We start from the raw sequence: 24,151 nt of genomic DNA, 5'->3' as shown, positions 1-24,151 counted from the left end.
CATAGTCCGCCTCATGAAAAGATCATCGGGGGCGCGGCTCTGCGCCGCGATCGCTGTGAGCGCGCTGTCGCTCGCCCTCATCACGGGCTGTTCGGACGAGGGGTCGAAGAAGGGGTCCAAGGGATCCAAGGGATCGGATTCGGACTCCTCCTCGTCGTCGGCCCCGGCCGCGGAGGCGCTGAGCGCGGCCGAGTTGGAGAAGCTGCTCCTCGCGCAGGGCGAGGCCAAGGGGTACAAGGTCAGCTCGGGTGACGACACCCTGCCGGCCTCCAAGGACCAGGTGAAGACCGACAAGGCGGAGTGCGCGCCGCTCGCCCACGCCATGTCCGGTCTGGCTCCGGGCGACACGGACGCGAACGCCAGCAACACCCTCACGGAGGACGTCGCGTCGGGCGCGGCCACCAAGGCGCCGGAGGACATCAGCGGTTCCGACATCGAGAACGCGTTCAAGGTCAACATGACCTTCGTGGGCCTGTCCTCGTACCAGGGCGACGGCGCCCAGAAGGCCGTGAAGGCCGTCTCCGACGGGGTCACGGCCTGCGCCGGCGGGTTCGGCATCACCGCCCAGGGCCAGAAGCAGAAGATCACCAAGGTCGCCTCGGAGAAGGCCTCCGGCAGCGGGGACGAGTCGGTGGCGTTCACCGTGGACTCCGACATGGACGGTGAGGGCACGGCCACCTTCCACACCGAGGTGGTCCGGGTCGGCACCATCGTCGCCACGTATTACACGGTGGACTTCTCCGGGCTCTCGGAAGGCAAGTCGACCGACGTGCCGGCGGCCGTGATCGACGCCCAGGTCGCCAAGCTCCCCAAGTAGACGCCCGGCCTCGGGGCCCCGCCGTCACCGTACGGCGGGGCCCCGAGCCGTCTCAGCGCAGCGGTCCGGTGACCTTCTCCACGGCCGTGACGAGCCGCCCCTCGCGCACGAAGGCGTCCGCCGCCGCGAGGTCGGGCGCCAGGAACCGGTCGGGCCCGGGCCCTCGCACCCCCGCCTCCCGTACGGCGTCGACGACCGCCTGTGTGGCGGGCGCCGGGGTGAGGCCCTCGCGCAGCTCCACCGCCCGCGTGGCGGCGTACAGCTCGACGGCGAGCACCCGCGTGAGGTTGTCGACGGCCGTGCGCAGCTTGCGCGCCGCCGACCAGCCCATGGAGACGTGGTCCTCCTGCATCGCGGAGGACGGGATGGAGTCCGCCGACGCCGGCACGGCGAGCCGCTTCAACTCGCTGACCAGCGCGGCCTGCGTGTACTGGGCGATCATCAGCCCGGAGTCGACGCCCGGGTCGTCCGCGAGGAACGGCGGCAGGCCGTGGCTGCGGTTCTTGTCCAGCAGCCGGTCGGTGCGCCGCTCGGCGATGGAGGCGAGGTCCGCGACGGCGATGGCGAGGAAGTCGAGGACGTAGGCCACCGGGGCGCCGTGGAAGTTGCCGTTGGACTCGACGCGGCCGTCGGGCAGCACGACCGGGTTGTCGACGGCGGAGGCCAGTTCGCGCTCGGCGACCACGCGCGCGTGCGCCATGGTGTCGCGGCCGGCGCCGGCGACCTGCGGGGCGCAGCGCACCGAGTAGGCGTCCTGGACGCGCGGCGCGTCGTCCTGGTGGTGCCCGGTCAGCCCGGAACCCTTCAGCACCGCGAGCATGTTGGCGGCGGACGCGCCCTGCCCGGGGTGCGGGCGGATGGCGTGCAGCTCGGGCACGAGCACCTTGTCCGTGCCGAGCAGGGCCTCCAGGGAGAGGGCGGCCGTGACGTCGGCGGACTTGTAGAGGGTGTCCAGGTCGGCCAGGGCCATGATCAGCATGCCGAGCATGCCGTCGGTGCCGTTGAGGAGGGCGAGTCCCTCCTTCTCGCGCAGCTCGACGGGGGCGATGCCGTGCGCGGCGAGGAGTTCGGCGGCGGGCCGTACGACGCCGTCGGGGCCCTCGGCGTCCCCTTCCCCCATGAGCGTGAGGGCGCAGTGGGAGAGGGGGGCGAGGTCGCCGGAGCAGCCGAGCGAGCCGTACTCGTGGACGACCGGGGTGATGCCGGCGTTGAGCAGGTCGGCCATGGTCCGCGCCACCTCGGGCCGGACGCCGGTGTGCCCGGAGCAGACCGTCTTCAGCCGCAGGAACATCAGGGCCCGTACGACCTCCCGCTCCACGCGCGGTCCCATGCCGGCGGCGTGCGAGCGGACGATGTTGCGCTGGAGCTGGGCGCGCAGCTCCTGGCTGATGTGCCGGGTGGCGAGAGCGCCGAAGCCGGTGGAGACGCCGTAGACGGGGTCGGGCTTGGCCGCGAGCGCGTCCACGATCTCGCGGGCCCGCGCGAGGGCCGCGACCGCTTCCCCGGAAAGCTCGACCCGGGCGCCGCCGCGCGCCACGGCGAGCACGTCGGACGCGGTCACCCCGGACGTCCCCACCACCACAGTGTGCATATCCATATTCAGGAGCGTACGCAGTGAAGACGAGGATGTCACCAGTGGGGGCCGGGTCCACCCCTTACCGACGGGTCACATGCCTGACGGCTCACCGACGGCCCCTCGTCTCACGGCCGGCCCCGGAAGCTGCGCCGCTCGGCGGCCGGTCCCCGCGGCGGCTGGTCGGCGAGGCGGACGACGGGATCGTCGGGCCCCGCCCGCCCCGCGACCACCGGCCGGGCGGCCCGTACGGCCTTCGCGCGGTACTGGGCGGCGTCCGCGAGCCGGAACAGCCGGCGGGCGGAGGACACCGGCCCGATGGGGTCCTCGGTGGAGGCGACCCCGCAGGCCACGCCCTCCCCGAGCTCCAGTTCGGCGGCCCGGCGGCAGAGTTCGTCGGCGACCTTCACCACGTCGTCGGCGGACGGCCCGACCGCAAGCAGACAGAACTCGTCGCCGCCCAGGCGAGCGGCCAGCGCCCCCGGCAGCATCGCCCCGCACAGCGACAGCACCGACCCGAACCGCTCCAGCAGCCGGTCCCCCACGGCATGCCCCTGCGTGTCGTTGACCCGCTTGAGCCCGTTGAGATCGCACACCACGAGGCTCACCACGTCCCCCCGCGTCCGGTGCCGCTCCACGGCCTCCTCCAGCCGTACGTCGACGGCGCGGCGGTTGGCCAGGCCGGTGAGGGCGTCGGTGAAGGCGAGCCGGCGCGCCTCCTCCAGCCGCTCGGTCTGCGCGATCCCGGCGGCGACGACGGCGGCCAGGACGGTGGCGAAGTCGGCGTCGGCACGGTCGAAGACGGGGGTGCCCGAGGAGCGGGCCACGTACAGCTCGCCCCAGGCGCGGCCGTGCAGCACGATCGGCGCGACCACGCACGAGCCGCGTCCGCGCCGGCGCAGGGCGGCGACCCTCTGGTGGCAGTAGCCCGGCCGGCCGGCGGCGGGTCCGTCGGCCGTCTCCACCCAGGCGTTGGGCTCACCGCCGGCCGCCCAGCGTTCGTGCAGGAACTCGGTGATCTCGGGGAACTGGTGCACCGGGTAGGCCTCACCGTCCGGGAACTCGTCCTCGTCCGCGGTGCGGTCGCCCACGTTCACCAGGACCCGCAGCCGCCCCAGCTCCCGCTCCCACACCGAGAGCGCGGCGAAGGCGCCGGCCAGCGCCCGGCACGCGCCGAGCGCCGCGGCCCGCCATGACTCCCTGGGGGTGTGTGCGGCCGCCATCCCCTGTGCGAGCGCCACCACGGCCGCTAGACGTCTGTCGTCACCCATCTCCCCAGGTTAGGGATGTTTGCCACAAAGGAGACACCCGGTGGGCACATGGAGTGACTCGCGCACCCGGCGCCGGGCACTGGGATCCGACGGAGACTCACTCCCCCGGCCACACCGGCTTGCGCTTCTCGTTGAACGCCGCGACCCCCTCCGCCCGGTCCCCCGAGAACGCCACCGCCCGCCACGCCGCGTCCTCCACCTCCAGACCGGCCCGCAGATCCAGCCCCTGCCCGAGCCTCAGCGCCCGCTTGGCCGCCCGCAGCCCCACCGGGGAGTTCGCCCCGATCCGCGCGGCCAGCGCCAGCGCCTCCTCGCGGTCCCGGCCCTCCTCCACCAGCACGTCCACCAGCCCCAGTTCCCGCGCCTCCACGGCCTCCACCCGCCGCGCGCTGAAGATCAGCTCGGCCGCCCGGGCCGCACCCACCCGCCGGGGCAGCAACTGCGTCCCGCCGCCGCCGGGGATCACACCTACGGAGACCTCGGGCAGCCCCACCACGGCCGTACGGTCGGCCACGATCACATCGCAGGACAGCGCCAGCTCGAACCCGCCGCCCAGCGCGAACCCGTGCACCGCCGCCACCGTCGGCACCGGCAGCTCCAGCACGCCGGTGTACGCGCCGCGCGCGACGGGCCGCTGGCGCACCAGGTCGGCGTCGGTGAAGGAGTTGCGCTCCTTCAGATCGGCGCCGACGCAGAAGGCCCGCTCGTGGGTGGAGGTGAGGACGACCACGCGCACGTCCCGGTCGCCGCCGAGCACCGCGCAGGCGGCGGCGACGGACCGGGCCATCTCCGTGGAGACGGCGTTCATGGCCTTCGGCCGGTCGAGGGCCAGCTCCGCGACGTGCCCGCCGCCCCCGTGCCGCCGCACCAGCACGAACTCCCCGAACCGTTCCTCGCTCATGACACCCTCCGGTTAACGCGGGTTAACAACTCTCGCCCGCCGATCATCGCAGCCGCGCCCCGCCGGCGAAAGGGCGGACCGGATGCGACATCTCGGGCCCGACCACCCGTTCGAGTGACATCTCGCCCGACTCCTCCCGCACCGCCCAGGGGAGCGCATAACGTGCGTGCGCCACGGCGTATCGGGGGCGCGCACGCATCGGGGAAAGAAGGCCATGACGACTACACCGGTGAGGACGCCGTCCGCGACCGTCGCGGAGCACACGGGACACGGCGAGTCGGGCGGCGCGGGTCCGGCCGAGCCGGCCCGTCCATGGGCACCGCGCGCCCGCGGCAGGCATCGCCGCCCGCGCCCCCGCAAGGCCCTGTTCGCCGCGGTCGGCCTCGCGCTGGTGGCCGGCGCGCTGAGCCTCGTACGACTGGCTGCCTCCGACCCGGGCGTGGGCGGTTCCGGGACCGCGGAGGCCGGGCCGTACCCCGAGCCCCTCGGCACGGCCGCCGCTACGGACACCGACCGGGCGACCCCCGCGGCGGCCACCGTGCCGGCTCCGCACGCGACGGCCCCCCTGGGCACCCCGAGCGCGAGCCCCACACCGGGCCCGACCCCGGCGACGGCGCCCACGTTCTCTCCGACCTCGCCCGTGCTCACGCCCAGCGGCCTCTACGCCCCGCGCAGCCCGGCGCGGCCCCCGGCTCCGGCTTCCGCGCCCGCGAGAACCGCCCCGCGACCGCCCGCGCCGCCCGGGCCCCCGGCCCCCGCCCCGGGCACGGCCGCTCCCGGCCCGGCGCCGGACCACCCCGGTCTGTGCGTCCCGGTCGTCGGCCTCTGCGTCGACCCGCTCAGCGCGCCCCAGCGCTGAACGGGCGACTCACACTCCGCCGCCGCGCCGGGTCAGGAGCCACGGCTCCACCACGCCGAGCCCGCGCACCGGCCGCTGCCACATCGGCTGGAGCGCGAGACGGTAGGACGGCGGTTCCTCGCCCTCCTTCTCCGCCGCGGCCGCCTCCTCGGCGGCCTCCGCCTCCGAGGCCGGGGCCTCACCGGTACGGATCAGTTCCTCCGCGAAGGCGCTGTCGACGAGGACGGCGTCCCGGGGCGCTATCGACGTCAGGCGGGAGGCCAGGTTGACGGTCGTGCCGAAGACATCACCCATCCGGGTGGTGACCGTGCCGAACGCCATGCCGACGCGCAGCTCCGGCATCGTCTCGTCGTTGCTCATCGTCTCGACGAGCCGCAGCGCGATGTCGGCGGCGACACCGGCGTCGTCGGCGGCGTAGAGCACCTCGTCGCCGAGGGTCTTGATGAGCCGTCCGCCGCGCGCGGCGACCAGGTCGGCGGCGGTGGTCTCGAAGGCCTCGACGAGTTCGCCGAGCTCCTCCTCCTCCATCCGGCGGGTCAGCCGGGTGAATCCGACCAGGTCGGCGAAGCCGACCGCCAGCCGCCGGTCGACCATCTCCTCGTCGTCGGCGGCCTGCACGACCCGGCCGGCGGAGGCGGCGAGCTGCCGGCGCCACACGTAGACCAGGAACTCCTCCAGCTCGGGCAGGAGCAGCTCGACGATGGGGTAGGTGACCTCGGTGCGGGTCATGCCCGGCTCGGGCGGCTCGGTCAGCCCCTCCAGGAAGGAGTCGATCTGCCACTCGGCCAACCGGGCGGTGGTCTGCCCGGTGGAACGGGCCACCTGCACCGCCATGGCCTCGCTCAGCAGGCCCGCCTCGACCAGACCGGCGAGCCGGCGCAGCGCGAGTACGTCGGCCTCGGTGAGCGCCTTCGCCTGGCCTATGTCGGCGAAGCCCATCGCCCGCCAGAAGCGGGACGCCAGCTCCATGGAGACACCGGCGCTGCGGGCCGCCTGGAAGGGGGTGTAGCGCCGCTCGGCGCCCAGAATCAGCTGTTCGAGACGCAGGGCGAGCGGGTCGTCGCCGGTGTCGGCGGCGTGGGGGTCCTCCCGCTCGATCGAGGTCGAGCGCGGGAGAGGGTCCACCCGGCCGTCCGCGCCCGCGCCGGAGCCCGTGTCGTCGACGGTCACGCCTGCTGCCCTTCCGATCTACCGCGGTCAGGTATCGACCGGCCTCAACTCTACGGCAGGTGTGCGCCAGCTCACTCCGTCAGGTCGAGCCGGGGGGTGGGGGGTGCGGCGCCTCCTCGGCGCCGGCGGTCCGTCGACGCGCCCCGGGGAGCCGCGCCTCCCTGGGCTCCCGCCGCGGTTCCAGGTGGGGACTGATCCTTCACGCCCGGCCGCGGGCCGTCGGCGGCCGATCGCGCAGTTCCCGCGCCCCTGGGTGGGCGCAGGCCGGCCCCGCCGTCGAGCCACCCCCGCCGCAGGAGACGCCCGACCCCGGTGCGGACCGGTCCCGTCGGTGGGTCACTGGCGGTGCAGGTGGATGATGTCGCCGGCGCCCACCGGCTGCTGGACGCCCTCTTCCGTGGCGATGACGAGTCGGCCGTCGCCGTCGACCGCGACGGCCTCGCCGGTGAGGGAGCGGTCGCCCGGCAGTTCGGCGCGGACCTCGCGGCCGAGGGTCGCGCAGCCCGCCGCGTAGGTCTCCTGGAGCCCGCAGGCGGCCGGGTCACCGCCCGCCGCGCGCCAGCGGCCGTACCAGTCCTCCAGCGAGCGCAGCACGGCCCTCAGCAGCGGGTCGCGGTCCGTGCTCACCGCGCCGGCCAGCGCCAGCGACCCCGCCTGGGGCACGGGCAGTTCGTCCGTCCGGAGGGTGACGTTGACGCCGACGCCGATGACGACGCCGTCCGGGCCGGCCCGCTCCGCCAGGATGCCGCCGGCCTTGCGTTCCTCGCCGCCGACGGTCACCAGCAGGTCGTTGGGCCATTTGAGTGCCGTGTCCACGCCGGCCGCGCGGGACAGCCCGGTGGCCACCGCGACGCCCGTCAGCAGCGGCAGCCAGCCCCAGCGCTCCACCGGGACCTCCGCGGGGCGCAGCAGGACGGAGAAGAACAGGCCCGAGCGGGGCGGCGCGGACCACTGGCGGTCCAGCCGGCCGCGCCCCGCGGTCTGCTCCTCGGCGACGAGGACGGCCCCCTCCGCCGCCTTGCCCGCGACCGCGAGGGCCACCAGGTCCGAGTTGGTGGAGCCGGTGCGTGGCACGACCGACACGTCGGACCACAGCCCGCCCTCCCGGACGAGCCCACGCCGCAGCGCGGCGGCGTTGAGGGGCGGACGGTCCAGGTCGGACCAGCGATGGGCGTCTGATGCATCTCGCGGCGTCATGCAAGCCACCCTAGGTGTGGTAAACGCCGCACTGCCGATCGTGAGGCACAGCACTACGCTACGGATGAGTAACCGTCCCCCCTTTTGAGCAGGCAGGGAGCCGCATCCCGATGTCCGAGCCGGAAGAGCGCCGCGAGATCCAAGAGTCCCCAGGGATCGACATCCACACGACCGCGGGCAAGCTCGCGGATCTCCAGCGCCGTGTCCAGGAGGCGACGCACGCCGGCTCCGCACGTGCCGTCGAGAAGCAGCACGCCAAGGGCAAGTTGACGGCCCGTGAGCGGATCGAGCTGCTGCTCGACGAGGACTCCTTCGTCGAGCTGGACGAGTTCGCCCGCCACCGCTCCACCAATTTCGGTCTGGAGCAGAACCGGCCGTACGGAGACGGCGTCGTGACCGGGTACGGCACCGTCGACGGGCGGCCGGTCGCCGTCTTCTCGCAGGACTTCACCGTCTTCGGCGGAGCCCTCGGCGAGGTCTACGGCCAGAAGATCGTCAAGGTGATGGACTTCGCGCTGAAGACGGGCTGCCCGGTCATCGGCATCAACGACTCCGGCGGCGCCCGCATCCAGGAGGGCGTGGCCTCGCTGGGCGCGTACGGGGAGATCTTCCGCCGCAACACGCACGCCTCCGGTGTCGTCCCGCAGATCTCGCTCGTCGTCGGCCCGTGCGCGGGCGGCGCGGTCTACTCCCCCGCGATCACCGACTTCACGGTGATGGTCGACCAGACCTCGCACATGTTCATCACCGGCCCGGACGTCATCAAGACGGTCACCGGCGAGGACGTCGGCTTCGAGGAGCTGGGCGGCGCCCGCACCCACAACTCCGCCTCCGGCGTGGCGCACCACATGGCGGGTGACGAGAAGGACGCCATCGAGTACGTCAAGCAGCTGCTGAGCTACCTGCCGTCGAACAACCTCAGCGAGCCCCCGGCGTTCCCGGAGGAGGCGGACCTGTCCGTCACCGACGAGGACCTGGAGCTGGACACGCTGGTCCCGGACAGCGCGAACCAGCCGTACGACATGCACACGGTGATCGAACACGTGCTGGACGACGCCGAGTTCTTCGAGACGCAGCCGCTGTTCGCGCCGAACATCCTCACCGGCTTCGGCCGGGTCGAGGGCCGCCCGGTGGGCATCGTCGCCAACCAGCCGATGCAGTTCGCCGGCTGCCTGGACATCAAGGCGAGCGAGAAGGCCGCGCGTTTCGTGCGCACGTGCGACGCCTTCAACGTCCCGGTGATCACCTTCGTCGACGTCCCGGGCTTCCTGCCCGGCGTCGACCAGGAGCACGACGGCATCATCCGCCGCGGCGCCAAGCTGATCTACGCCTACGCCGAGGCCACCGTCCCGCTGATCACCGTCATCACCCGCAAGGCCTTCGGCGGCGCGTACGACGTCATGGGCTCCAAGCACCTGGGCGCCGACCTCAACCTCGCCTGGCCCACCGCCCAGATCGCCGTCATGGGCGCGCAGGGCGCCGTCAACATCCTGCACCGCCGCACCATCGCGGAGGCCGAGGCGAGCGGCGACAGCCCCGAGCCCGTGGAGGCGGTCCGCGCCCGGCTGATCCAGGAGTACGAGGACACCCTCCTCAACCCGTACATCGCGGCCGAGCGCGGCTATGTCGACGCGGTGATCATGCCGTCCGACACCCGCCGCCACATCGTGCGCGGCCTGCGTCAGCTGCGCACCAAGCGGGAATCCCTGCCTCCGAAGAAGCACGGCAACATCCCCCTGTAAGGAGCCGCTGTGATCAAGGTCGTACGGGGCAACCCGACCCCGGAGGAGCTCGCCGCCGCCCTGGCGGTGGTCCGAGCCCGCGCCGCGGCGGCGTCCGTCACGCCGCCCGGCGCGCCGACGGCGAAGGACGCGTGGGCCGACCCGGCCAGGATCGCGGGCACCCGCCTGCCCCAGCCGGGCCCTTCGACATGGACCCGCACCTACTGGCCGAGCTGAGGGCGGCGGCCCGCCCGGCACACCGACTTGAGTACGCGTACTCAGGCGCGCCCCGCCGGGCAGGCCGCACGCTGGAAGCATGCTGTGGTCCGACCCGAGGAACGAGCCGCCCAAGGAACTCCGCGAGATGCAGGAGACCCTGAGGCGGCTCGGCTGCTTCCTCGCGTTGGCCATGGTGATCGCGATGCTCGTCATCGGCCTGCGGTGACGGCGGCCGCCCGGACCGGCGCCGGCGCTACGCTGACCGCATGACTGATCAGCCGCGCCGCCGTCTCGTGCTCGCCTCCCAGTCCCCCGCCCGGCTGGGCCTGCTGCGTCAGGCCGGGCTGGCCCCCGAGGTGATCGTGAGCGGCGTCGACGAGGACGCCGTCACCGCCCCCACCCCCGCCGAGCTGGCGCTCGCCCTGGCCGAGGCGAAGGCCTCCGTGGTGGCCGCGAAACCCGAGGTCAAGGGTGCGCTGGTGATCGGCTGCGACTCGGTCCTCGACCTGGACGGCGAGGCCCTCGGCAAGCCCGCGGACGCCGAGGAGGCCACCGCCCGCTGGAAGGCGATGCGCGGCCGGGCCGGCACGCTCCAGACCGGGCACTGCGTCTACGACACGCTCAGCGGGCGGTACGCCTCCGCGACCGCCTCCACGGTCGTCCGCTTCGGTGAGCCGACGGACGAGGAGATCGCCGCCTACGTCGCCTCGGGCGAGCCGCTGTACGTGGCGGGCGCGTTCACCCTCGACGGCCGTTCGGCGCCGTTCATCGACGGCATCGACGGCGACCACGGCAACGTGATCGGGATCAGCCTGCCCCTGGTGCGGCGGCTGCTGGGCCGGCTGGGCGTCGGCATCACGGAGTTGTGGGCGCCGGCGGAGTGACCGGAGCGGGGCCGCCGCCCCCCGGGGCGTCCTCCTGCGGGGCGTCGTCCCGGGGCGTGGCGGCCCCCGGCTCCTCGCGGCGGTCGTAGGTCATCAGCAGCAGCACGATCAGCGCCAGCACGACCATCATGAACAGGAAGGCTTTCCAGCCGACCAGCCCCCACACGAACGCGCCGAGCAGCCCGTGCACCACGGCCGCGCTGATCAGCAGGACGCGGCCGAAGCCGGCCGGCGACCGGTCGCGCACCCCCGCCAGCAGGGCGACCAGGGCGCACAGGGCGAAGTAGAGGCCGAAGACGATCCCGCCGGCCTTCGAGGACGTCGACATCATGTCCGGGTCCAGGCCCGCGAGGGACATGTCCTGGCGGTCGACGACGATCCCGAGGAACCAGTTCAGCGCCGCGACGCCGAGCGCCTCGGCGAACAGCACGACCGCCACCACGCACGCCACCGGTCTGCGCACCACCGGGATCCACCCACCTTCGACCCAGCCCCGAGCAGGACTGCGATCACCCCTAGTACGTTCGAGACATCGCGAACGCTACTAACGGGTAAACCCCGGGACAAGGGTTCTGCGCGCGGCAAAGAATCATTGGGCCATTCGTAGGGACTCCACAAAGAAACAGAGTGGGCCGCAGCACGCCCTCACAGAGACCTTGGCCACAGTAGAGGGCTAGGGTTTCCGGGAGGAGTGCTGCGTACGGCGGTACTACAAGGGATTTCGCGGTCGAGTGAGCCTCGCATCACGCTCCGTGTGGGCAAGCTCACCTTTTGGGACGGGTCGAAGAGCCGTGTCGGCAGTCCCTAAACTCGGCTTGTTTCAAGGAGGGAGCCTCAATCGTGCGCAAGGTGCTCATCGCCAACCGTGGCGAAATCGCAGTCCGTGTGGCCCGGGCATGCCGGGATGCCGGCATCGCGAGCGTCGCCGTCTACGCCGACCCGGACCGGGACGCTCTGCATGTCCGCGCCGCGGATGAGGCGTTCGCCCTGGGCGGTGACACCCCGGCCGCCAGCTACCTCGACATCGAGAAGGTGCTGAACGCCGCGCGGGAGTCCGGGGCGGACGCGATCCATCCCGGCTACGGCTTCCTCTCGGAGAACGCCGAGTTCGCCCAGGCCGTCCTCGACGCCGGACTGATCTGGATCGGCCCGCCCCCGCAGGCCATCCGCGACCTCGGTGACAAGGTCGCCGCCCGCCACATCGCCCAGCGTGCCGGCGCGCCGCTGGTCGCCGGCACGCCCGACCCGGTGTCCGGCGCGGAGGAGGTCGTGGCCTTCGCCGAGGAGCACGGGCTGCCGATCGCGATCAAGGCGGCCTTCGGCGGCGGCGGGCGCGGCCTGAAGGTCGCCCGCACTCTCGAAGAGGTCCCCGAGCTGTACGACTCCGCCGTCCGTGAGGCCGTCGCCGCCTTCGGCCGGGGCGAGTGCTTCGTCGAGCGCTACCTCGACAAGCCGCGCCACGTCGAGACCCAGTGCCTGGCCGACCAGCACGGCAACGTGGTCGTGGTCTCCACCCGTGACTGCTCCCTCCAGCGCCGCCACCAGAAGCTGGTCGAGGAGGCCCCGGCGCCGTTCCTCTCCGACGAGCAGGTCGCCGAGCTGTACCGCGCCTCCAAGGCCATCCTGAAGGAGGCCGGCTACGTCGGCGCCGGCACCGTGGAGTTCCTCGTCGGCCTCGACGGCACGATCTCCTTCCTGGAGGTCAACACCCGCCTCCAGGTCGAGCACCCGGTCACCGAGGAGGTCGCCGGCATCGACCTGGTGCGCGAGATGTTCCGCATCGCCGACGGCGAGGAACTCGGCTACGGCGACCCGGTGCTGCGCGGCCACTCCTTCGAGTTCCGCATCAACGGCGAGGACCCGGGCCGCAACTTCCTGCCCGCGCCCGGAACGGTCACCACGTTCGACCCGCCCTCCGGCCCCGGCGTCCGCCTGGACGCGGGCGTGGAGTCCGGCTCGGTCATCGGCCCGGCCTGGGACTCCCTGCTGGCCAAGCTGATCGTCACCGGCCGTACCCGCAAGGAGGCGCTGGAGCGCGCCGCCCGGGCGCTCGACGAGTTCACCGTCGAGGGCATGGCCACCGCGATCCCGTTCCACCGCGCGGTCGTGCGGGACCCGGCGTTCGCCCCCGAGCTGACCGGCTCCACCGACCCCTTCACGGTCCACACCCGCTGGATCGAGACCGGGTTCGTCAACGAGATCAAGCCCTTCACCGCGCCCGCCGACACCGAGACGGACGAGGAGCCCGGCCGGGAGACGGTCGTCGTCGAGGTCGGCGGCAAGCGCCTGGAGGTCTCCCTGCCGTCCTCCCTCGGCATGTCGCTGGCCCGCACGGGCCTGGCGGCCGGCGCCAAGCCCAAGCGGCGCGCGGCGAAGAAGTCCGGCCCCGTGGCCTCCGGCGACACCCTCGCCTCCCCGATGCAGGGCACGATCGTCAAGGTCGCGGTCGAGGAGGGCCAGGAGGTGCAGGAGGGCGACCTGATCGTCGTCCTGGAGGCGATGAAGATGGAGCAGCCGCTGAACGCGCACCGTTCCGGCACCGTCAAGGGCCTGTCCGCCGAGGTCGGCGCGTCGGTCACGTCCGGCGCGGCGATCTGCGAGATCAAGGACTGACGCCCACCCGCGCGGCCGAGGCGCCCGGCGGATCGTTCGACGCGATCCGCCGGGCGCCTCGTTCTCTCCCCGTCGCGGTGGTCAAGCCGGTGCCGTGCCGGAGGATCACCAGGCCCGCGGCACCGAAGCCGACCGCCGTCAGGGCGAAGGAGAGCAGGACGACGGGCAGCACACCGCCGACGAAGCCGGCCACGTCGACCGGCGTGGACAGGATCAGCGCCCAGGCCGCCCACGCCGGGACCGTCCGGCCGCGCGGCAGCGCTTCGTCGAGTCGGTCGTCTCGTACGGCTGCACGCTGAAGGCGGCCAGGAACAGCGGCGGGCCCAGCACCGCGCAGAGCGCGAGCAGCGCGGGCCGGTCAGCGGCGGCGCAGGTCGGCCACCCGGGCCCGCTCTCCGCCCGGCGCCTGCTCGCCGCCGAGGACGCTCGTGGCGCGCAGGCCCGTGGCCGGGACCTGGCCGCGGCGCGGGGCGGGCAGGGGAACGTCCCGGCGCTGCTGCTGGCGGCGCGCCGGGACCGTGTCACCCCCCGGGTTTCCCGACGCCCCGGCCACGGCGATCTGCACCCCCTGGTCCGCCAGGGCCTGGAGCTCGGTCTGGGCGCGGTCGTCGTGCGCGGGCGGCTCGTCCGTGACCAGACGGGTGATGACGTCGGTGGGGACCGTCTGGAACATCGTGTCGGTGCCGAGCTTGGTGTGGTCGGCGAGGACGACGACCTCCGCGGCGGCCTGCACCAGCGCGCGGTCCACCGACGCGGAGAGCATGTTGGACGTGGACAGGCCGCGCTCGGCGGTCAGCCCGCTGCCGGAGAGGAACGCGCGGGAGACCCGCAGGCCCTGGAGGGACTGCTCGGCGCCGCTGCCGACCAGGGCGTAGTTGGACCCGCGGAGCGTCCCGCCGGTCATCACGACCTCCACCCGGTTGGCGTGCGCCAGGGCCTGGGCGACCAGCAGGGAGTTGGTGACGACGGTCAGCCCGGGTACCCGTGCGAGCCGGCGGGCCAGCTCCTGGGTGGTGGTCCCCGCCCCGACCACGATGGCCTCGCCCTCTTCGACGAAGCCCGCGGCGAGGTCGGCGATGGCCGTCTTCTCGGCGGTCGCGAGATGGGATTTCTGCGGAAAGCCGGACTCCCGCGTGAAACCGCCCGGCAGTACCGCACCGCCGTGCCGGCGGTCGAGGAGTCCTTCTGCCTCCAGTGCGCGCACGTCCCGCCGTACGGTCACTTCGGAGGTCTGGACGACGCGGGCGAGCTCACGGAGCGACACGGCCCCGTTCGCTCGCACCATTTCGAGGATCAATTGGCGACGTTCTGCAGCGAACACGAAACTGACAGTAACGCGGGCGACCGTCTGCTTTCAGCTCTTTGCGCCGAATAGCAGAAGTTGTTCGCACACTGGGACGCGAGGTGGTATAGGGGTCTAGTTGCACCGCCTATGCCACCCGCACGGTCCATGCCCCTCCGTGACCAGCGGGGACTGCGGCAGGCCACCGGATGCGCGTCAGGCCTCCGCGCCCGACTTCCGGGTGTGCAGCTGCCGGGCCACCTCGGCGATCGAGCCCGAAAGAGACGGGTACACGGTGAACGCGTTCGCGATCTGTTCGACCGTCAGATTGTTGTCGACGGCGATCGAGATGGGGTGGATGAGTTCCGACGCGCGCGGCGACACGACCACACCGCCGACGACGATCCCGGTGCCCGGCCGGCAGAAGATCTTGACGAAGCCGTCCCGGATGCCCTGCATCTTCGCGCGCGGGTTGCGCAGCAGCGGGAGCTTGACCACCCGCGCGTCGATCTTGCCCGCGTCGACGTCCGCCTGGGTGTAGCCGACGGTGGCGATCTCGGGGTCGGTGAAGACGTTGGAGGAGACGGTCTTCAGGTTGAGCGGGGCCACCGCGTCACCGAGGAAGTGGTACATGGCGATGCGGCCCTGCATGGCGGCGACCGAGGCGAGGGCGAACACACCGGTCACGTCACCGGCCGCGTACACGCCCGGAGCGGTCGTGCGGGACACCTTGTCGGTCCAGATGTGCCCGGACTCGCGGAGCCGGACGCCCGCCTCCTCCAGCCCGAGCCCCGCGCTGTTGGGGACGGCGCCGACGGCCATCAGACAGTGCGAGCCGGTGATGACCCGGCCGTCGGCGAGCGTCACCTCGACCCGGTCGCCGACGCGCTTGGCGGACTGCGCGCGGGAGCGGGCCATCACGTTCATGCCGCGCCGCCGGAAGACGTCCTCCAGGACGACGGCGGCGTCCGGGTCCTCGCCCGGCAGCACCCGGTCGCGCGAGGACACGAGCGTCACCTTCGACCCCAGGGCCTGGTAGGCGCCCGCGAACTCGGCGCCCGTCACGCCCGAGCCGACCACGATGAGCTCCTCGGGCAGCTCACGCAGGTCGTAGACCTGGGTCCAGTTGAGGATGCGCTCGCCGTCGGGCTGGGCGTCGGGCAGCTCGCGGGGGTGACCGCCGGTGGCGATGAGGACGGCGTCGGCGACGAGGGTCTCCTCGCTGCCGTCGGCGGCGCGGACGACGACCTTCCGCGAACCGTCCAGGGCCTGCATGCCCTCCAGCCGCCCGCGCCCGCGCAGCACCCGGGCGCCGGCCCGGGTCACGGAGGCGGTGATGTCGTGCGACTGCGCGAGCGCCAGCCGCTTGACCCGCCGGTTGACCTTGTCGAGGTCCACGCCGACCACCCGGGCCGACTGCTCCAGCGGCGGGGTGTCGTCGGCGACGATGATGCCCAGCTCCTCGTAGGAGGAGTCGAAGGTGGTCATCACCTCGGCCGTAGCGATAAGGGTCTTCGACGGCACGCAGTCGGTCAGCACCGACGCTCCGCCCAGACCGTCGCAGTCGACGACGGTCACCTCCGCGCCGAGCTGAGCGGCCACCAGAGCCGCTTCGTAGCCGCCGGGTCCGCCACCGATGATCACGATCCGAGTCACGTACTCCATTGTCCCGCACGCTTCAACGTCGTACTTCCCCGGGGGCGGGCCGAGGGGCGTTTGTTATGGGAGTGACGCGTGTGCGACTGCCGTACCCTCGTCGCATGTCGCTCTACGCCGCGTACGCCGGCAACCTCGACGCGCGGCTGATGTCCCGCCGCGCTCCCCACTCCCCGCTGCGCGCGACGGGCTGGCTGAACGGGTGGCGGCTGACCTTCGGCGGCGAGCAGATCGGCTGGGAGGGCGCGCTGGCGACACTCGTCGAAAACCCCGCAGAGCCCGCAGACCTCGCGGACCCCGCATCCCCCGCCGCGCAGGTCTTCGTGGCGCTGTACGACCTCGCGCCCATGGACGAGGACTCCCTCGACCGCTGGGAGGGCGTGGGCCTCGGTGTCTACCGCCGTATGCGGGTGCGCGTGCACACCCTCGACGGCGAGGAGCAGGCGTGGACGTACGTCCTCAACGGCTACGAGGGCGGTCTGCCCTCGGCCCGCTACCTGGGCGAGATCGCCGACGCCGCCGAGTCCGCGGGCGCGCCGCACGATTACGTGATGGAGCTGCGCAAGAGGCCGTGCTGACGGGGGCGCGCTCATGGACTTGGGGACCGACGCGGCAACGGGAGATCGCATGGCCCCCACCACGTATGACGTGTTCCGCACGGTCGGCCGCGGTCGGCTGCTGGTCTTCGTCGTCGAGGTCTTCAACGACAAGGACGTCCTGATCACCGACGAGTGACGCCCCTCGCCGGAGACGAGCGACCCCCCTCGTTGGAAACGACAAGACAACGATCGCCATCCCGTGGGCTCTGTCATCTACGCGCGTAGGCCGAGACCGGCTACCCTCATGCGCGTGAACGCATCTCTTCTCCCGGACGACATCCAGGGCGACCCCTACGCCGCCGCCGACGCCGCCGCCACGCGCCTGCGCGAACTCACGGGCGCCGAGACCCACGACGTCGCCCTCGTGATGGGCTCCGGCTGGGCACCGGCCGTGGACGCCCTGGGCGCCCCCGACGCCGAGTTCCAGGTCACCGAGCTGCCCGGCTTCCCGCCGCCGGCGGTCGAGGGGCACGGTGGCAGGATCCGCTCGTACCGGATCGGCGACAAGCGCGCGCTGGTCTTCCTGGGCCGCACGCACTACTACGAGGGCCGTGGCGTGGCCGCCGTCGCCCACGGGGTGCGCACGGCGGTCGCGGCCGGCAGCAAGACGATCGTCCTGACCAACGGCTGCGGCGGTCTGCGCGACGGCATGCGCCCCGGCCAGCCGGTCCTGATCAGCGACCACATCAACCTCACGGCGACGTCGCCCATCGTCGGCGCGAACTTCGTGGACCTGACCGACCTGTACTCCCCCCGCCTGCGCGCCCTGTGCAAGGAGATCGACGCCACGCTGGAGGAGGGCGTCTACGCCCAGTTCCCCGGCCCGCACTACGAGACGCCGGCCGAGATCCGCATGGCCCGCGTGATCGGCGCGGACCTGGTCGGCATGTCGACGGTCCTGGAGGCCATCGCCGCCCGCGAGGCGGGCGCGGAGGTCCTCGGCATCTCCCTGGTCACCAACCTCGCCGCCGGCATGACGGGCGAGCCCCTCAACCACGAGGAGGTCCTCCAGGCGGGCCGGGACAGCGCGACCCGGATGGGCTCGCTGCTGGCGCAGCTGCTGGGCCGGCTGTAACCGTCGCCTCCGCGCGCCGGCGGGTGTCGTCCAGCCCGTCCGGCGCCCGAGGGTCGCGGCGCCCGAAAGAGGAAGGCCGCCGCGCCTGAACAGCAAGGCCGCCGCCGCGTCCGGGCGAGAGCGGGGGTCCGGGGGCCGCGGCCCCGGGACGGGACGGGTGGGGGCGGGGGGCGAACGACCCTGGGCATGCCCAGGCACCCGCACAACCACACAACGAGAGGTTGACCCGAACGTGCAGCACGACGATCTCATCGCACGGGCCCAGGCCTGGCTGTCCGAGGACCCCGACCCGGACACCCGCGTGGAACTCGCCGCGCTCCTCGACGCCGAGGACGTCACCGAACTCGCCGCCCGTTTCAGCGGCACCCTCCAGTTCGGCACCGCCGGTCTGCGCGGCGAACTCGGCGCCGGCCCGACGCGCATGAACCGCGCCGTCGTGATCCGCGCGGCCGCCGGACTCGCCGCGTACCTCAAGGCCGAGGGCGAGGAGGGCGGCCTCGTCGTCATCGGCTACGACGCCCGCCACAAGTCGGCGGACTTCGCCCGTGACACGGCCGCCGTGATGACCGGCGCGGGCCTGCGCGCGGCCCTCCTGCCCCGCCCGCTGCCCACCCCGGTCCTCGCCTTCGCGATCAGGCATCTGGGCGCCGTGGCCGGGGTAGAGGTCACCGCCAGCCACAACCCGCCCCGCGACAACGGCTACAAGGTCTACCTCGGCGACGGTTCGCAGATCGTGCCGCCCGCGGATGCGGAGATCGCGGACAAGATCGCCGCCGTGCCCTCCCTCACCGTCGTCCCCCGCCCCACCGAGGGCTGGGAGGTCCTCGACGACGCCGTCCTGGACGCCTACCTCGCCCGCACCGACGCGGTCCTCGCCCCGGACTCCCCGCGCACGGCCCGCACGGTCTACACGGCGATGCACGGTGTCGGCAAGGACGTCCTGCTGGCCGCCTTCGCCCGGGCCGGCTTCCCGGAGCCCGTGCTCGTCGCCGAGCAGGCCGAGCCCGACCCGGACTTCCCGACCGTGGCCTTCCCCAACCCGGAGGAGCCCGGCGCGATGGACCTGGCCTTCGCGCGGGCCCGCGAGACGGACCCGGACCTGGTCATCGCCAACGACCCGGACGCCGACCGCTGCGCCGTGGCCGTCAAGGACGCCGACGGCTGGCGCATGCTCCGTGGCGACGAGGTCGGCGCGCTCCTCGCCGCCCACCTGGTGGACCGCGGCGCGCGGGGCACCCTCGCGGAGTCGATCGTCTCCTCCTCCCTCCTCGGCCGCATCGCCGAGAAGGCCGGGCTGCCGTACGAGGAGACCCTCACCGGCTTCAAGTGGATCGCCCGCGTCGACGGCCTGCGCTACGGCTACGAGGAGGCCCTCGGCTACTGCGTCGACCCGGAGGGCGTGCGCGACAAGGACGGCATCACCGCCGCGCTGCTGATCACCGAGCTGGCCTCCACCCTCAAGGAGCAAGGCCGCGCCCTTCTCGACCTGCTGGACGACCTGGCCGTCGAGCACGGCCTGCACGCCACCGACCAGCTGTCGGTGCGCGTGGAGGACCTCTCCCTCATCAGCGACGCGATGCGCCGGCTGCGCGAGCAGCCCCCGACACGGCTGGCGGGTCTGCCCGTCGTGCGCACCGACGACCTCACCCAGGGCACGGACAAGCTGCCGCCCACCGACGGCCTGCGCTACACGCTCGACGGCGCCCGGGTCGTCGTCCGCCCCAGCGGCACCGAGCCGAAGCTGAAGTGCTACCTGGAGGTCGTCGTACCCGTCCCCACCCACGCCGCCCTCCCGGCAGCCCGCACCCAGGCCGCCGAACTCCTCACGGCGATCAAACGAGACCTGTCGGCAGCGGCCGGCATCTGACCCGCCGGGCCCCAAGGGGCCCTGCGTCCCACGGGGGTGCCACCACCCGGCGGCACCCCCGAGGCCCATCCGCACGGCCCCCCGGCGACACGCCACACCGGCACCCGCCGGGAAAGCCCCGACGCCACTTCATCCCGCCCCGCGGAGACCACCGAGCAGCCGGAACCCGCCGGGCGGCCCCGCCCGTACACCCGTGCGCCGGTCGCGCCCCGCACCCGTGCGTCCGTCGACGCACGGGCCCCGAGCCGGACCGCCCCGTCTACCCCACCGCCAGCAGGATCCCCAGCACCACGGCCCCCGCGATCGCCGGGCCGACGATCTCCCAGGCCCATCGCACGGTCACCTCGCCCTGGGCGCCCTCGTTCTTCTGGTGCGTGTCCTGGAGCTCCCGCAGCTCGTGCATGATCTTGTCGCTCTCGGCCCGCTCGGGACCGTCCGCCGCCCCGAGCCGCGACCCGCCGCCCGGCCGCGACGACATACCGCCGGCGAGACCGCCGAGCGCCCCGAATCCACCGCCCGAGCGGCCGCGCCCGTCCCGTTCGGCGGCCCGGTCCGCCGCGGCGCGCGCCTCCCGCCGGGCCGCCTTCTTCCGGGCGCGCAGCGAGACCGGGACGGCCCACAGCTGGAACTTCCGGCCGCCCTCGATCACGGCCTCGTTGGTGTACCCGGAGCGCAGCGACACGATCCGCCCCCAGGGCAGCACGATCACCCGGAACGGGTTGCGCACCCGCAGCCGCTCCTCGTTGGCGTACACGGCCGGCCGCAGCGTGAAGGCGACGACCAGCGGCACCACCAGGATCAGCGCCGCGAGCGCCAGCCACGGCGTCCGCCCGCTCCCCGCGACGACCGCGTCGATGCCGAGCCAGCCGACGAGAGCGAGCAGCAGCACGCCACCGGCGATGCCGGCGGGCGACCGGTAGACACGGTCCTTGGACTCGGGGCCCGAGGGCTGCGGCGCTGGTGACTGCTCTTCCGGGGTCGTCATGGCCCCGATTGTGCCGCAGCCCCCGGTACGGGACCGACCCGCCCGGGCGCCGCACCCGGTGCGGGACCTGACCCGCGGGGAGCCGTCCTCCGGGGTGTACAGCCGCTACGCGCGTAGATATGCTCGTCTGGTGACCATGCCCACCAACGCACCCACCGCAGCAGGCGCCCTCGCGGACATCACGTCGTCCGACAGCACGCTGCGCCGTTTCCTCCACGGGCTGCCCGGCGTCGACGCGGTCGGCCTGGAGGCGCGCGCCGCATCCCTCGGCACCCGTTCCATCAAGACGACCGCGAAGGCGTACGCCATCGACCTCGCCATCTCGATGGTCGACCTGACGACGCTGGAAGGCGCGGACACCCCGGGCAAGGTCCGGGCGCTCGGCGCGAAGGCCGTCCACCCCGACCCGACCGACCGCACCACGCCCGCCACCGCCGCGGTCTGCGTCTATCCGGACATGGTGGCCACCGCGAAGGCCGCCGTCGCGGGCTCCGGCGTGAAGGTCGCCTCCGTCGCCACCGCCTTCCCGGCGGGCCGCGCCGCCCTCTCCGTGAAGCTGGCGGACGTCCGCGACGCGGTCGCGGCGGGCGCGGACGAGATCGACATGGTCATCGACCGCGGCGCGTTCCTCGCCGGCGACTACCTGAAGGTGTACGAGGAGATCGTCGCCGTCAAGGAGGCCTGCGGCCCGCACGCCCGGCTGAAGGTCATCTTCGAGACGGGCGAGCTGTCGACGTACGACAACATCCGCCGCGCCAGCTGGCTCGGCATGCTGGCGGGCGCCGACTTCATCAAGACCTCGACCGGCAAGGTCGCCGTCAACGCGACCCCGGCCAACACGCTCCTGATGCTGGAGGCGGTCCGCGACTTCCGCGCCCAGACCGGGGTGCAGGTCGGCGTGAAGCCCGCCGGCGGCATCCGCACCACGAAGGACGCGATCAAGTTCCTCGTCCTGGTCAACGAGACCGTCGGCGAGGACTGGCTCGACAACCACTGGTTCCGCTTCGGCGCCTCCTCGCTCCTGAACGACCTGCTGATGCAGCGTCAGAAGCTGGCCACCGGCCGCTACTCCGGCCCCGACTACGTGACGGTGGACTGATCACCATGGCACCTGCATTCGAGTACGCACCGGCACCCGAGTCCCGGGCGATCGTCGACATCGCGCCCTCCTACGGCCTCTTCATCGACGGCGAGTTCACCGAGGCGGCCGACGGCAAGGTCTTCAAGACGATCAGCCCCAGCACCGAAGAGGTGCTGTCGGAGATCGCCCAGGCCGGCTCCGCGGACGTCGACCGCGCGGTCCAGGCCGCCCGCAAGGCCTTCGAGAAGTGGTCGGCGCTGCCCGGCTCGGAACGCGCGAAGTACCTGTTCCGCATCGCCCGCGTCATCCAGGAGCGCAGCCGCGAGCTGGCCGTCCTGGAGACCCTGGACAACGGCAAGCCCATCAAGGAGACGCGCGACGCCGACCTCCCCCTGGTCGCCGCGCACTTCTTCTACTACGCCGGCTGGGCCGACAAGCTCGGCCACGCGGGCTTCGGCCCGAACCCGAAGCCGCTCGGCGTGGCGGGCCAGGTCATCCCCTGGAACTTCCCTCTCCTGATGCTCGCGTGGAAGATCGCCCCGGCCCTGGCGACCGGCAACACGGTCGTCCTGAAGCCGGCGGAGACCACTCCGCTGTCGGCGCTGTTCTTCGCGGACATCTGCCGCCAGGCGGGCCTGCCGAAGGGCGTCGTCAACATCCTTCCCGGCTACGGCGACACGGGCGCCGCGCTCGTCGCCCACCCGGACGTGAACAAGGTCGCCTTCACCGGCTCCACGGCCGTCGGCAAGGAGATCGCCCGCACGGTCGCCGGCACCCGCAAGAAGCTCACCCTCGAACTGGGCGGCAAGGGCGCCAACATCGTCTTCGACGACGCCCCGATCGACCAGGCCGTCGAGGGCATCGTGAACGGCATCTTCTTCAACCAGGGGCAGGTCTGCTGCGCCGGCTCCCGCCTCCTGGTGCAGGAGTCGATCCACGACGAGCTGCTGGACTCCCTGAAGCGCCGCCTCTCCACGCTCCGCCTCGGCGACCCGCTGGACAAGAACACCGACATCGGCGCGATCAACTCCGCCGAGCAGCTCGCGCGCATCACCGCGCTCGCCGAGCAGGGCGAGGCGGAGGGCGCCGAGCGCTGGTCCCCGGCCTGCGAACTGCCCACCTCCGGCTACTGGTTCGCGCCGACGCTCTTCACGAACGTCACCCAGGCGCACACCGTCGCCCGCGACGAGATCTTCGGCCCGGTCCTGTCGGTCCTCACCTTCCGCACCCCGGACGAGGCCGTCACCAAGGCCAACAACACCCCGTACGGCCTGTCGGCGGGCATCTGGACGGAGAAGGGCTCCCGCATCCTCGCGGTGGCCAACAGGCTCCGGGCCGGCGTCGTCTGGTCCAACACGTTCAACAAGTTCGACCCGACCTCGCCGTTCGGCGGCTACAAGGAGTCGGGCTTCGGCCGCGAGGGCGGCCGCCACGGCCTGGAGGCGTACCTCGATGTCTGACCGGATTTCCGTGCTGAAGACCTACAAGCTGTACGTCGGCGGGAAGTTCCCGCGTTCCGAGAGCGGCCGGGTGTACGAGGTGAGCGACACGAAGGGCAAGTGGCTGGCGAACGCCCCCCTCTCCTCCCGCAAGGACGCCCGTGACGCGGTCGTCGCGGCCCGCAAGGCGTTCGGCGCGTGGTCCGGCGCGACGGCGTACAACCGGGGCCAGATCCTCTACCGCGTCGCGGAGATGCTGGAGGGCCGCAGGAGCCAGTTCGTCCACGAGGTCGCCGACGCCGAGGGTCTGTCGAAGTCGAAGGCGGCCGAGCAGGTCGAGGCGACCATCGACCGCTGGGTCTGGTACGCGGGCTGGACCGACAAGATCGCCCAGGTCGTGGGCGGCGGCAACCCGGTCGCGGGCCCGTTCTTCAACCTCTCCTCCCCCGAGCCGACGGGCGTGGTCGCCGTCGTGGCCCCGCAGGAGTCGTCGTTCCTGGGCCTGGTGTCCGTCGTCGCCCCGGTGATCGCGACGGGCAACACGGCCGTCGTGGTGGCGAGCGAGAAGTCCCCCCTGCCGGCGCTGTCCCTGGGCGAGGTCCTGGCCACCTCCGACGTCCCCGGCGGCGTGGTCAACGTCCTCTCCGGCCGCACGGCGGAGATCGCCGCGCCCCTCGCCGCCCACCAGGACGTCAACGCGATCGACCTGGCCGGCGCCGACGAGACGCTCGCCAAGGAGCTGGAGGTCGCCGCCGCGGACAACCTCAAGCGGGTCCTGCGTCCACAGCCTGTGGACGACTGGTCCGCGACTCCGGGCATCGACCGCATGACGGCGTTCCTGGAGACGAAGACGGTCTGGCACCCGACGGGATCACTGGGCGCCTCGGGCTCCTCCTACTGAGCCCCCGCACACCGCAGGGCCGCGCCTCCTCCCCGTCCGGG

The 24,151-nt window shown here is 72.9% G+C and carries 23 protein-coding genes; 13 read left to right on the top strand and 10 right to left on the bottom strand.

Annotation, left to right across the window (positions count from 1 at the left end):
* The first annotated feature begins 13 nt into the window (after positions 1-13).
* The gene (locus ALMP_RS38470; RefSeq protein ID WP_264936623.1) at positions 14-817 is read left to right on the top strand and encodes a hypothetical protein; all 804 of its coding nucleotides are present in this window, start codon (positions 14-16) and stop codon (positions 815-817) included.
* Between the two features lie 52 nt (positions 818-869).
* Here ALMP_RS38470 and hutH read toward each other — a convergent pair whose 3' ends face one another.
* The 3 genes from hutH to ALMP_RS38455 form a co-directional block, all read right to left on the bottom strand.
* Positions 870-2,408 (bottom strand): histidine ammonia-lyase, encoded by a 1,539-nt coding sequence (hutH, locus tag ALMP_RS38465; protein ID WP_264936820.1) that lies wholly within the window; start codon positions 2,406-2,408, stop codon positions 870-872.
* A gap of 110 nt (positions 2,409-2,518) precedes the next feature.
* Positions 2,519-3,661, bottom strand: coding sequence for a GGDEF domain-containing protein (locus ALMP_RS38460; protein ID WP_264936622.1), 1,143 nt, complete (start codon positions 3,659-3,661; stop codon positions 2,519-2,521).
* A 97-nt stretch (positions 3,662-3,758) separates the two neighbouring features.
* Complete coding sequence (locus ALMP_RS38455) at positions 3,759-4,562, bottom strand: enoyl-CoA hydratase/isomerase family protein (RefSeq protein WP_264936621.1); 804 nt, start codon at positions 4,560-4,562, stop codon at positions 3,759-3,761.
* A 214-nt stretch (positions 4,563-4,776) separates the two neighbouring features.
* Between ALMP_RS38455 and ALMP_RS38450 the strand changes: the two genes are divergently transcribed.
* On the top strand, positions 4,777-5,421 hold the full coding sequence (locus ALMP_RS38450; RefSeq protein ID WP_264936620.1) for a hypothetical protein: 645 nt from the start codon (positions 4,777-4,779) through the stop codon (positions 5,419-5,421).
* Positions 5,422-5,430: 9 nt separating this feature from the next.
* Here the strand turns inward: ALMP_RS38450 and ALMP_RS38445 are convergent, their stop codons facing one another.
* Together ALMP_RS38445 and ALMP_RS38440 are read right to left on the bottom strand one after the other, a co-directional pair.
* Positions 5,431-6,591: an adenylate/guanylate cyclase domain-containing protein gene (locus tag ALMP_RS38445; RefSeq protein WP_264936619.1), complete on the bottom strand. Its 1,161-nt coding sequence runs from the start codon at positions 6,589-6,591 to the stop codon at positions 5,431-5,433.
* Positions 6,592-6,927: 336 nt separating this feature from the next.
* Positions 6,928-7,788, bottom strand: coding sequence for a biotin--[acetyl-CoA-carboxylase] ligase (locus ALMP_RS38440; protein ID WP_264936618.1), 861 nt, complete (start codon positions 7,786-7,788; stop codon positions 6,928-6,930).
* Between the two features lie 110 nt (positions 7,789-7,898).
* Between ALMP_RS38440 and ALMP_RS38435 the strand changes: the two genes are divergently transcribed.
* From ALMP_RS38435 to ALMP_RS38420, 4 genes are all read left to right on the top strand, one after another.
* On the top strand, positions 7,899-9,530 hold the full coding sequence (locus ALMP_RS38435) for an acyl-CoA carboxylase subunit beta (RefSeq protein ID WP_264936617.1): 1,632 nt from the start codon (positions 7,899-7,901) through the stop codon (positions 9,528-9,530).
* Between the two features lie 9 nt (positions 9,531-9,539).
* Complete coding sequence (locus tag ALMP_RS38430; protein ID WP_264936616.1) at positions 9,540-9,746, top strand: acyl-CoA carboxylase epsilon subunit; 207 nt, start codon at positions 9,540-9,542, stop codon at positions 9,744-9,746.
* A gap of 79 nt (positions 9,747-9,825) precedes the next feature.
* Entirely contained in the window at positions 9,826-9,954 is a 129-nt protein-coding gene (gene mmpB / locus ALMP_RS38425; protein ID WP_264936615.1) for a morphogenic membrane protein MmpB, read from the top strand.
* A 40-nt stretch (positions 9,955-9,994) separates the two neighbouring features.
* Positions 9,995-10,612 carry a nucleoside triphosphate pyrophosphatase gene (locus ALMP_RS38420; protein WP_264936614.1) on the top strand — a complete coding sequence of 206 codons (618 nt, stop codon included), beginning with the start codon at positions 9,995-9,997 and terminating at the stop codon, positions 10,610-10,612.
* On the opposite strand, the gene ALMP_RS38415 is transcribed toward ALMP_RS38420, so the two are convergent.
* Positions 10,584-11,078 (bottom strand): hypothetical protein, encoded by a 495-nt coding sequence (locus ALMP_RS38415; protein ID WP_264936613.1) that lies wholly within the window; start codon positions 11,076-11,078, stop codon positions 10,584-10,586. The genes ALMP_RS38420 and ALMP_RS38415 overlap by 29 nt on opposite strands.
* A gap of 374 nt (positions 11,079-11,452) precedes the next feature.
* Here ALMP_RS38415 and ALMP_RS38410 point away from each other — a divergent pair, with 374 nt between their 5' ends.
* A complete protein-coding gene (locus ALMP_RS38410; protein WP_264936612.1) occupies positions 11,453-13,225 on the top strand; it encodes a biotin carboxylase N-terminal domain-containing protein in 1,773 nt (590 codons plus the stop codon).
* On the opposite strand, the gene ALMP_RS38405 is transcribed toward ALMP_RS38410, so the two are convergent.
* The 3 genes from ALMP_RS38405 to ALMP_RS38395 all read right to left on the bottom strand — a co-directional run bounded on the left by ALMP_RS38405 (position 13,215) and on the right by ALMP_RS38395 (position 16,172).
* Entirely contained in the window at positions 13,215-13,418 is a 204-nt protein-coding gene (locus ALMP_RS38405; RefSeq protein ID WP_264936611.1) for a hypothetical protein, read from the bottom strand. The genes ALMP_RS38410 and ALMP_RS38405 overlap by 11 nt on opposite strands.
* Before the next feature lie 165 nt (positions 13,419-13,583).
* The gene (locus tag ALMP_RS38400) at positions 13,584-14,546 is read right to left on the bottom strand and encodes a DeoR/GlpR family DNA-binding transcription regulator (protein WP_264936610.1); all 963 of its coding nucleotides are present in this window, start codon (positions 14,544-14,546) and stop codon (positions 13,584-13,586) included.
* Between the two features lie 177 nt (positions 14,547-14,723).
* The gene (locus ALMP_RS38395) at positions 14,724-16,172 is read right to left on the bottom strand and encodes an NAD(P)H-quinone dehydrogenase (protein ID WP_264936609.1); all 1,449 of its coding nucleotides are present in this window, start codon (positions 16,170-16,172) and stop codon (positions 14,724-14,726) included.
* Positions 16,173-16,267: 95 nt separating this feature from the next.
* On the opposite strand from ALMP_RS38395, the gene ALMP_RS38390 reads away from it, so the two are divergent.
* From ALMP_RS38390 to ALMP_RS38380, 3 genes are all read left to right on the top strand, one after another.
* A complete protein-coding gene (locus ALMP_RS38390) occupies positions 16,268-16,741 on the top strand; it encodes a gamma-glutamylcyclotransferase (RefSeq protein ID WP_264936608.1) in 474 nt (157 codons plus the stop codon).
* 271 nt (positions 16,742-17,012) lie between these two features.
* Positions 17,013-17,837: a purine-nucleoside phosphorylase gene (locus ALMP_RS38385; protein WP_264936607.1), complete on the top strand. Its 825-nt coding sequence runs from the start codon at positions 17,013-17,015 to the stop codon at positions 17,835-17,837.
* 232 nt (positions 17,838-18,069) lie between these two features.
* Positions 18,070-19,704 (top strand): phospho-sugar mutase, encoded by a 1,635-nt coding sequence (locus ALMP_RS38380; protein ID WP_264936606.1) that lies wholly within the window; start codon positions 18,070-18,072, stop codon positions 19,702-19,704.
* A gap of 259 nt (positions 19,705-19,963) precedes the next feature.
* Here the strand turns inward: ALMP_RS38380 and ALMP_RS38375 are convergent, their stop codons facing one another.
* Positions 19,964-20,689, bottom strand: coding sequence for a PH domain-containing protein (locus ALMP_RS38375; RefSeq protein ID WP_264936605.1), 726 nt, complete (start codon positions 20,687-20,689; stop codon positions 19,964-19,966).
* Positions 20,690-20,825: 136 nt separating this feature from the next.
* On the opposite strand from ALMP_RS38375, the gene deoC reads away from it, so the two are divergent.
* From deoC to ALMP_RS38360, 3 genes are read left to right on the top strand one after another with little or no spacing between them, the layout of a single operon-like run.
* Positions 20,826-21,788, top strand: a complete 963-nt coding sequence (deoC, locus tag ALMP_RS38370) for a deoxyribose-phosphate aldolase (protein WP_264936819.1) — start codon at positions 20,826-20,828, stop codon at positions 21,786-21,788.
* A 5-nt stretch (positions 21,789-21,793) separates the two neighbouring features.
* On the top strand, positions 21,794-23,230 hold the full coding sequence (locus ALMP_RS38365; RefSeq protein ID WP_264936604.1) for an aldehyde dehydrogenase family protein: 1,437 nt from the start codon (positions 21,794-21,796) through the stop codon (positions 23,228-23,230).
* Positions 23,223-24,110, top strand: coding sequence for an aldehyde dehydrogenase family protein (locus ALMP_RS38360; RefSeq protein WP_264936603.1), 888 nt, complete (start codon positions 23,223-23,225; stop codon positions 24,108-24,110). Before ALMP_RS38365 ends, ALMP_RS38360 begins: the two co-directional genes overlap by 8 nt.
* Positions 24,111-24,151: the final 41 nt, after the last annotated feature.

It is taken from the genome of Streptomyces sp. A012304 (assembly GCF_026008495.1).
Taxonomy (GTDB): domain Bacteria; phylum Actinomycetota; class Actinomycetes; order Streptomycetales; family Streptomycetaceae; genus Streptomyces.
The sequence above is the reverse complement of the archived record's forward strand: the minus strand, read 5'-3'. Positions and strand labels throughout refer to the sequence as shown.

What these genes read in the sequence shown, in the direction of transcription:
- ALMP_RS38435 (WP_264936617.1), top strand. Translation starts at nt 7,899, where the DNA reads ATGTCCGAGCCGGAAGAGCGCCGCGAGATCCAAGAGTCCCCAGGGATC.
- ALMP_RS38440 (WP_264936618.1), bottom strand. Translation starts at nt 7,788, where the DNA reads ATGACGCCGCGAGATGCATCAGACGCCCATCGCTGGTCCGACCTGGAC.
- ALMP_RS38450 (WP_264936620.1), top strand. Translation starts at nt 4,777, where the DNA reads ATGACGACTACACCGGTGAGGACGCCGTCCGCGACCGTCGCGGAGCAC.
- ALMP_RS38395 (WP_264936609.1), bottom strand. Translation starts at nt 16,172, where the DNA reads ATGGAGTACGTGACTCGGATCGTGATCATCGGTGGCGGACCCGGCGGC.
- ALMP_RS38375 (WP_264936605.1), bottom strand. Translation starts at nt 20,689, where the DNA reads ATGACGACCCCGGAAGAGCAGTCACCAGCGCCGCAGCCCTCGGGCCCC.
- mmpB (WP_264936615.1), top strand. Translation starts at nt 9,826, where the DNA reads ATGCTGTGGTCCGACCCGAGGAACGAGCCGCCCAAGGAACTCCGCGAG.
- ALMP_RS38455 (WP_264936621.1), bottom strand. Translation starts at nt 4,562, where the DNA reads ATGAGCGAGGAACGGTTCGGGGAGTTCGTGCTGGTGCGGCGGCACGGG.
- ALMP_RS38360 (WP_264936603.1), top strand. Translation starts at nt 23,223, where the DNA reads ATGTCTGACCGGATTTCCGTGCTGAAGACCTACAAGCTGTACGTCGGC.
- ALMP_RS38420 (WP_264936614.1), top strand. Translation starts at nt 9,995, where the DNA reads ATGACTGATCAGCCGCGCCGCCGTCTCGTGCTCGCCTCCCAGTCCCCC.
- ALMP_RS38460 (WP_264936622.1), bottom strand. Translation starts at nt 3,661, where the DNA reads ATGGGTGACGACAGACGTCTAGCGGCCGTGGTGGCGCTCGCACAGGGG.
- ALMP_RS38365 (WP_264936604.1), top strand. Translation starts at nt 21,794, where the DNA reads ATGGCACCTGCATTCGAGTACGCACCGGCACCCGAGTCCCGGGCGATC.
- deoC (WP_264936819.1), top strand. Translation starts at nt 20,826, where the DNA reads ATGCCCACCAACGCACCCACCGCAGCAGGCGCCCTCGCGGACATCACG.
- ALMP_RS38470 (WP_264936623.1), top strand. Translation starts at nt 14, where the DNA reads ATGAAAAGATCATCGGGGGCGCGGCTCTGCGCCGCGATCGCTGTGAGC.
- hutH (WP_264936820.1), bottom strand. Translation starts at nt 2,408, where the DNA reads ATGCACACTGTGGTGGTGGGGACGTCCGGGGTGACCGCGTCCGACGTG.
- ALMP_RS38390 (WP_264936608.1), top strand. Translation starts at nt 16,268, where the DNA reads ATGTCGCTCTACGCCGCGTACGCCGGCAACCTCGACGCGCGGCTGATG.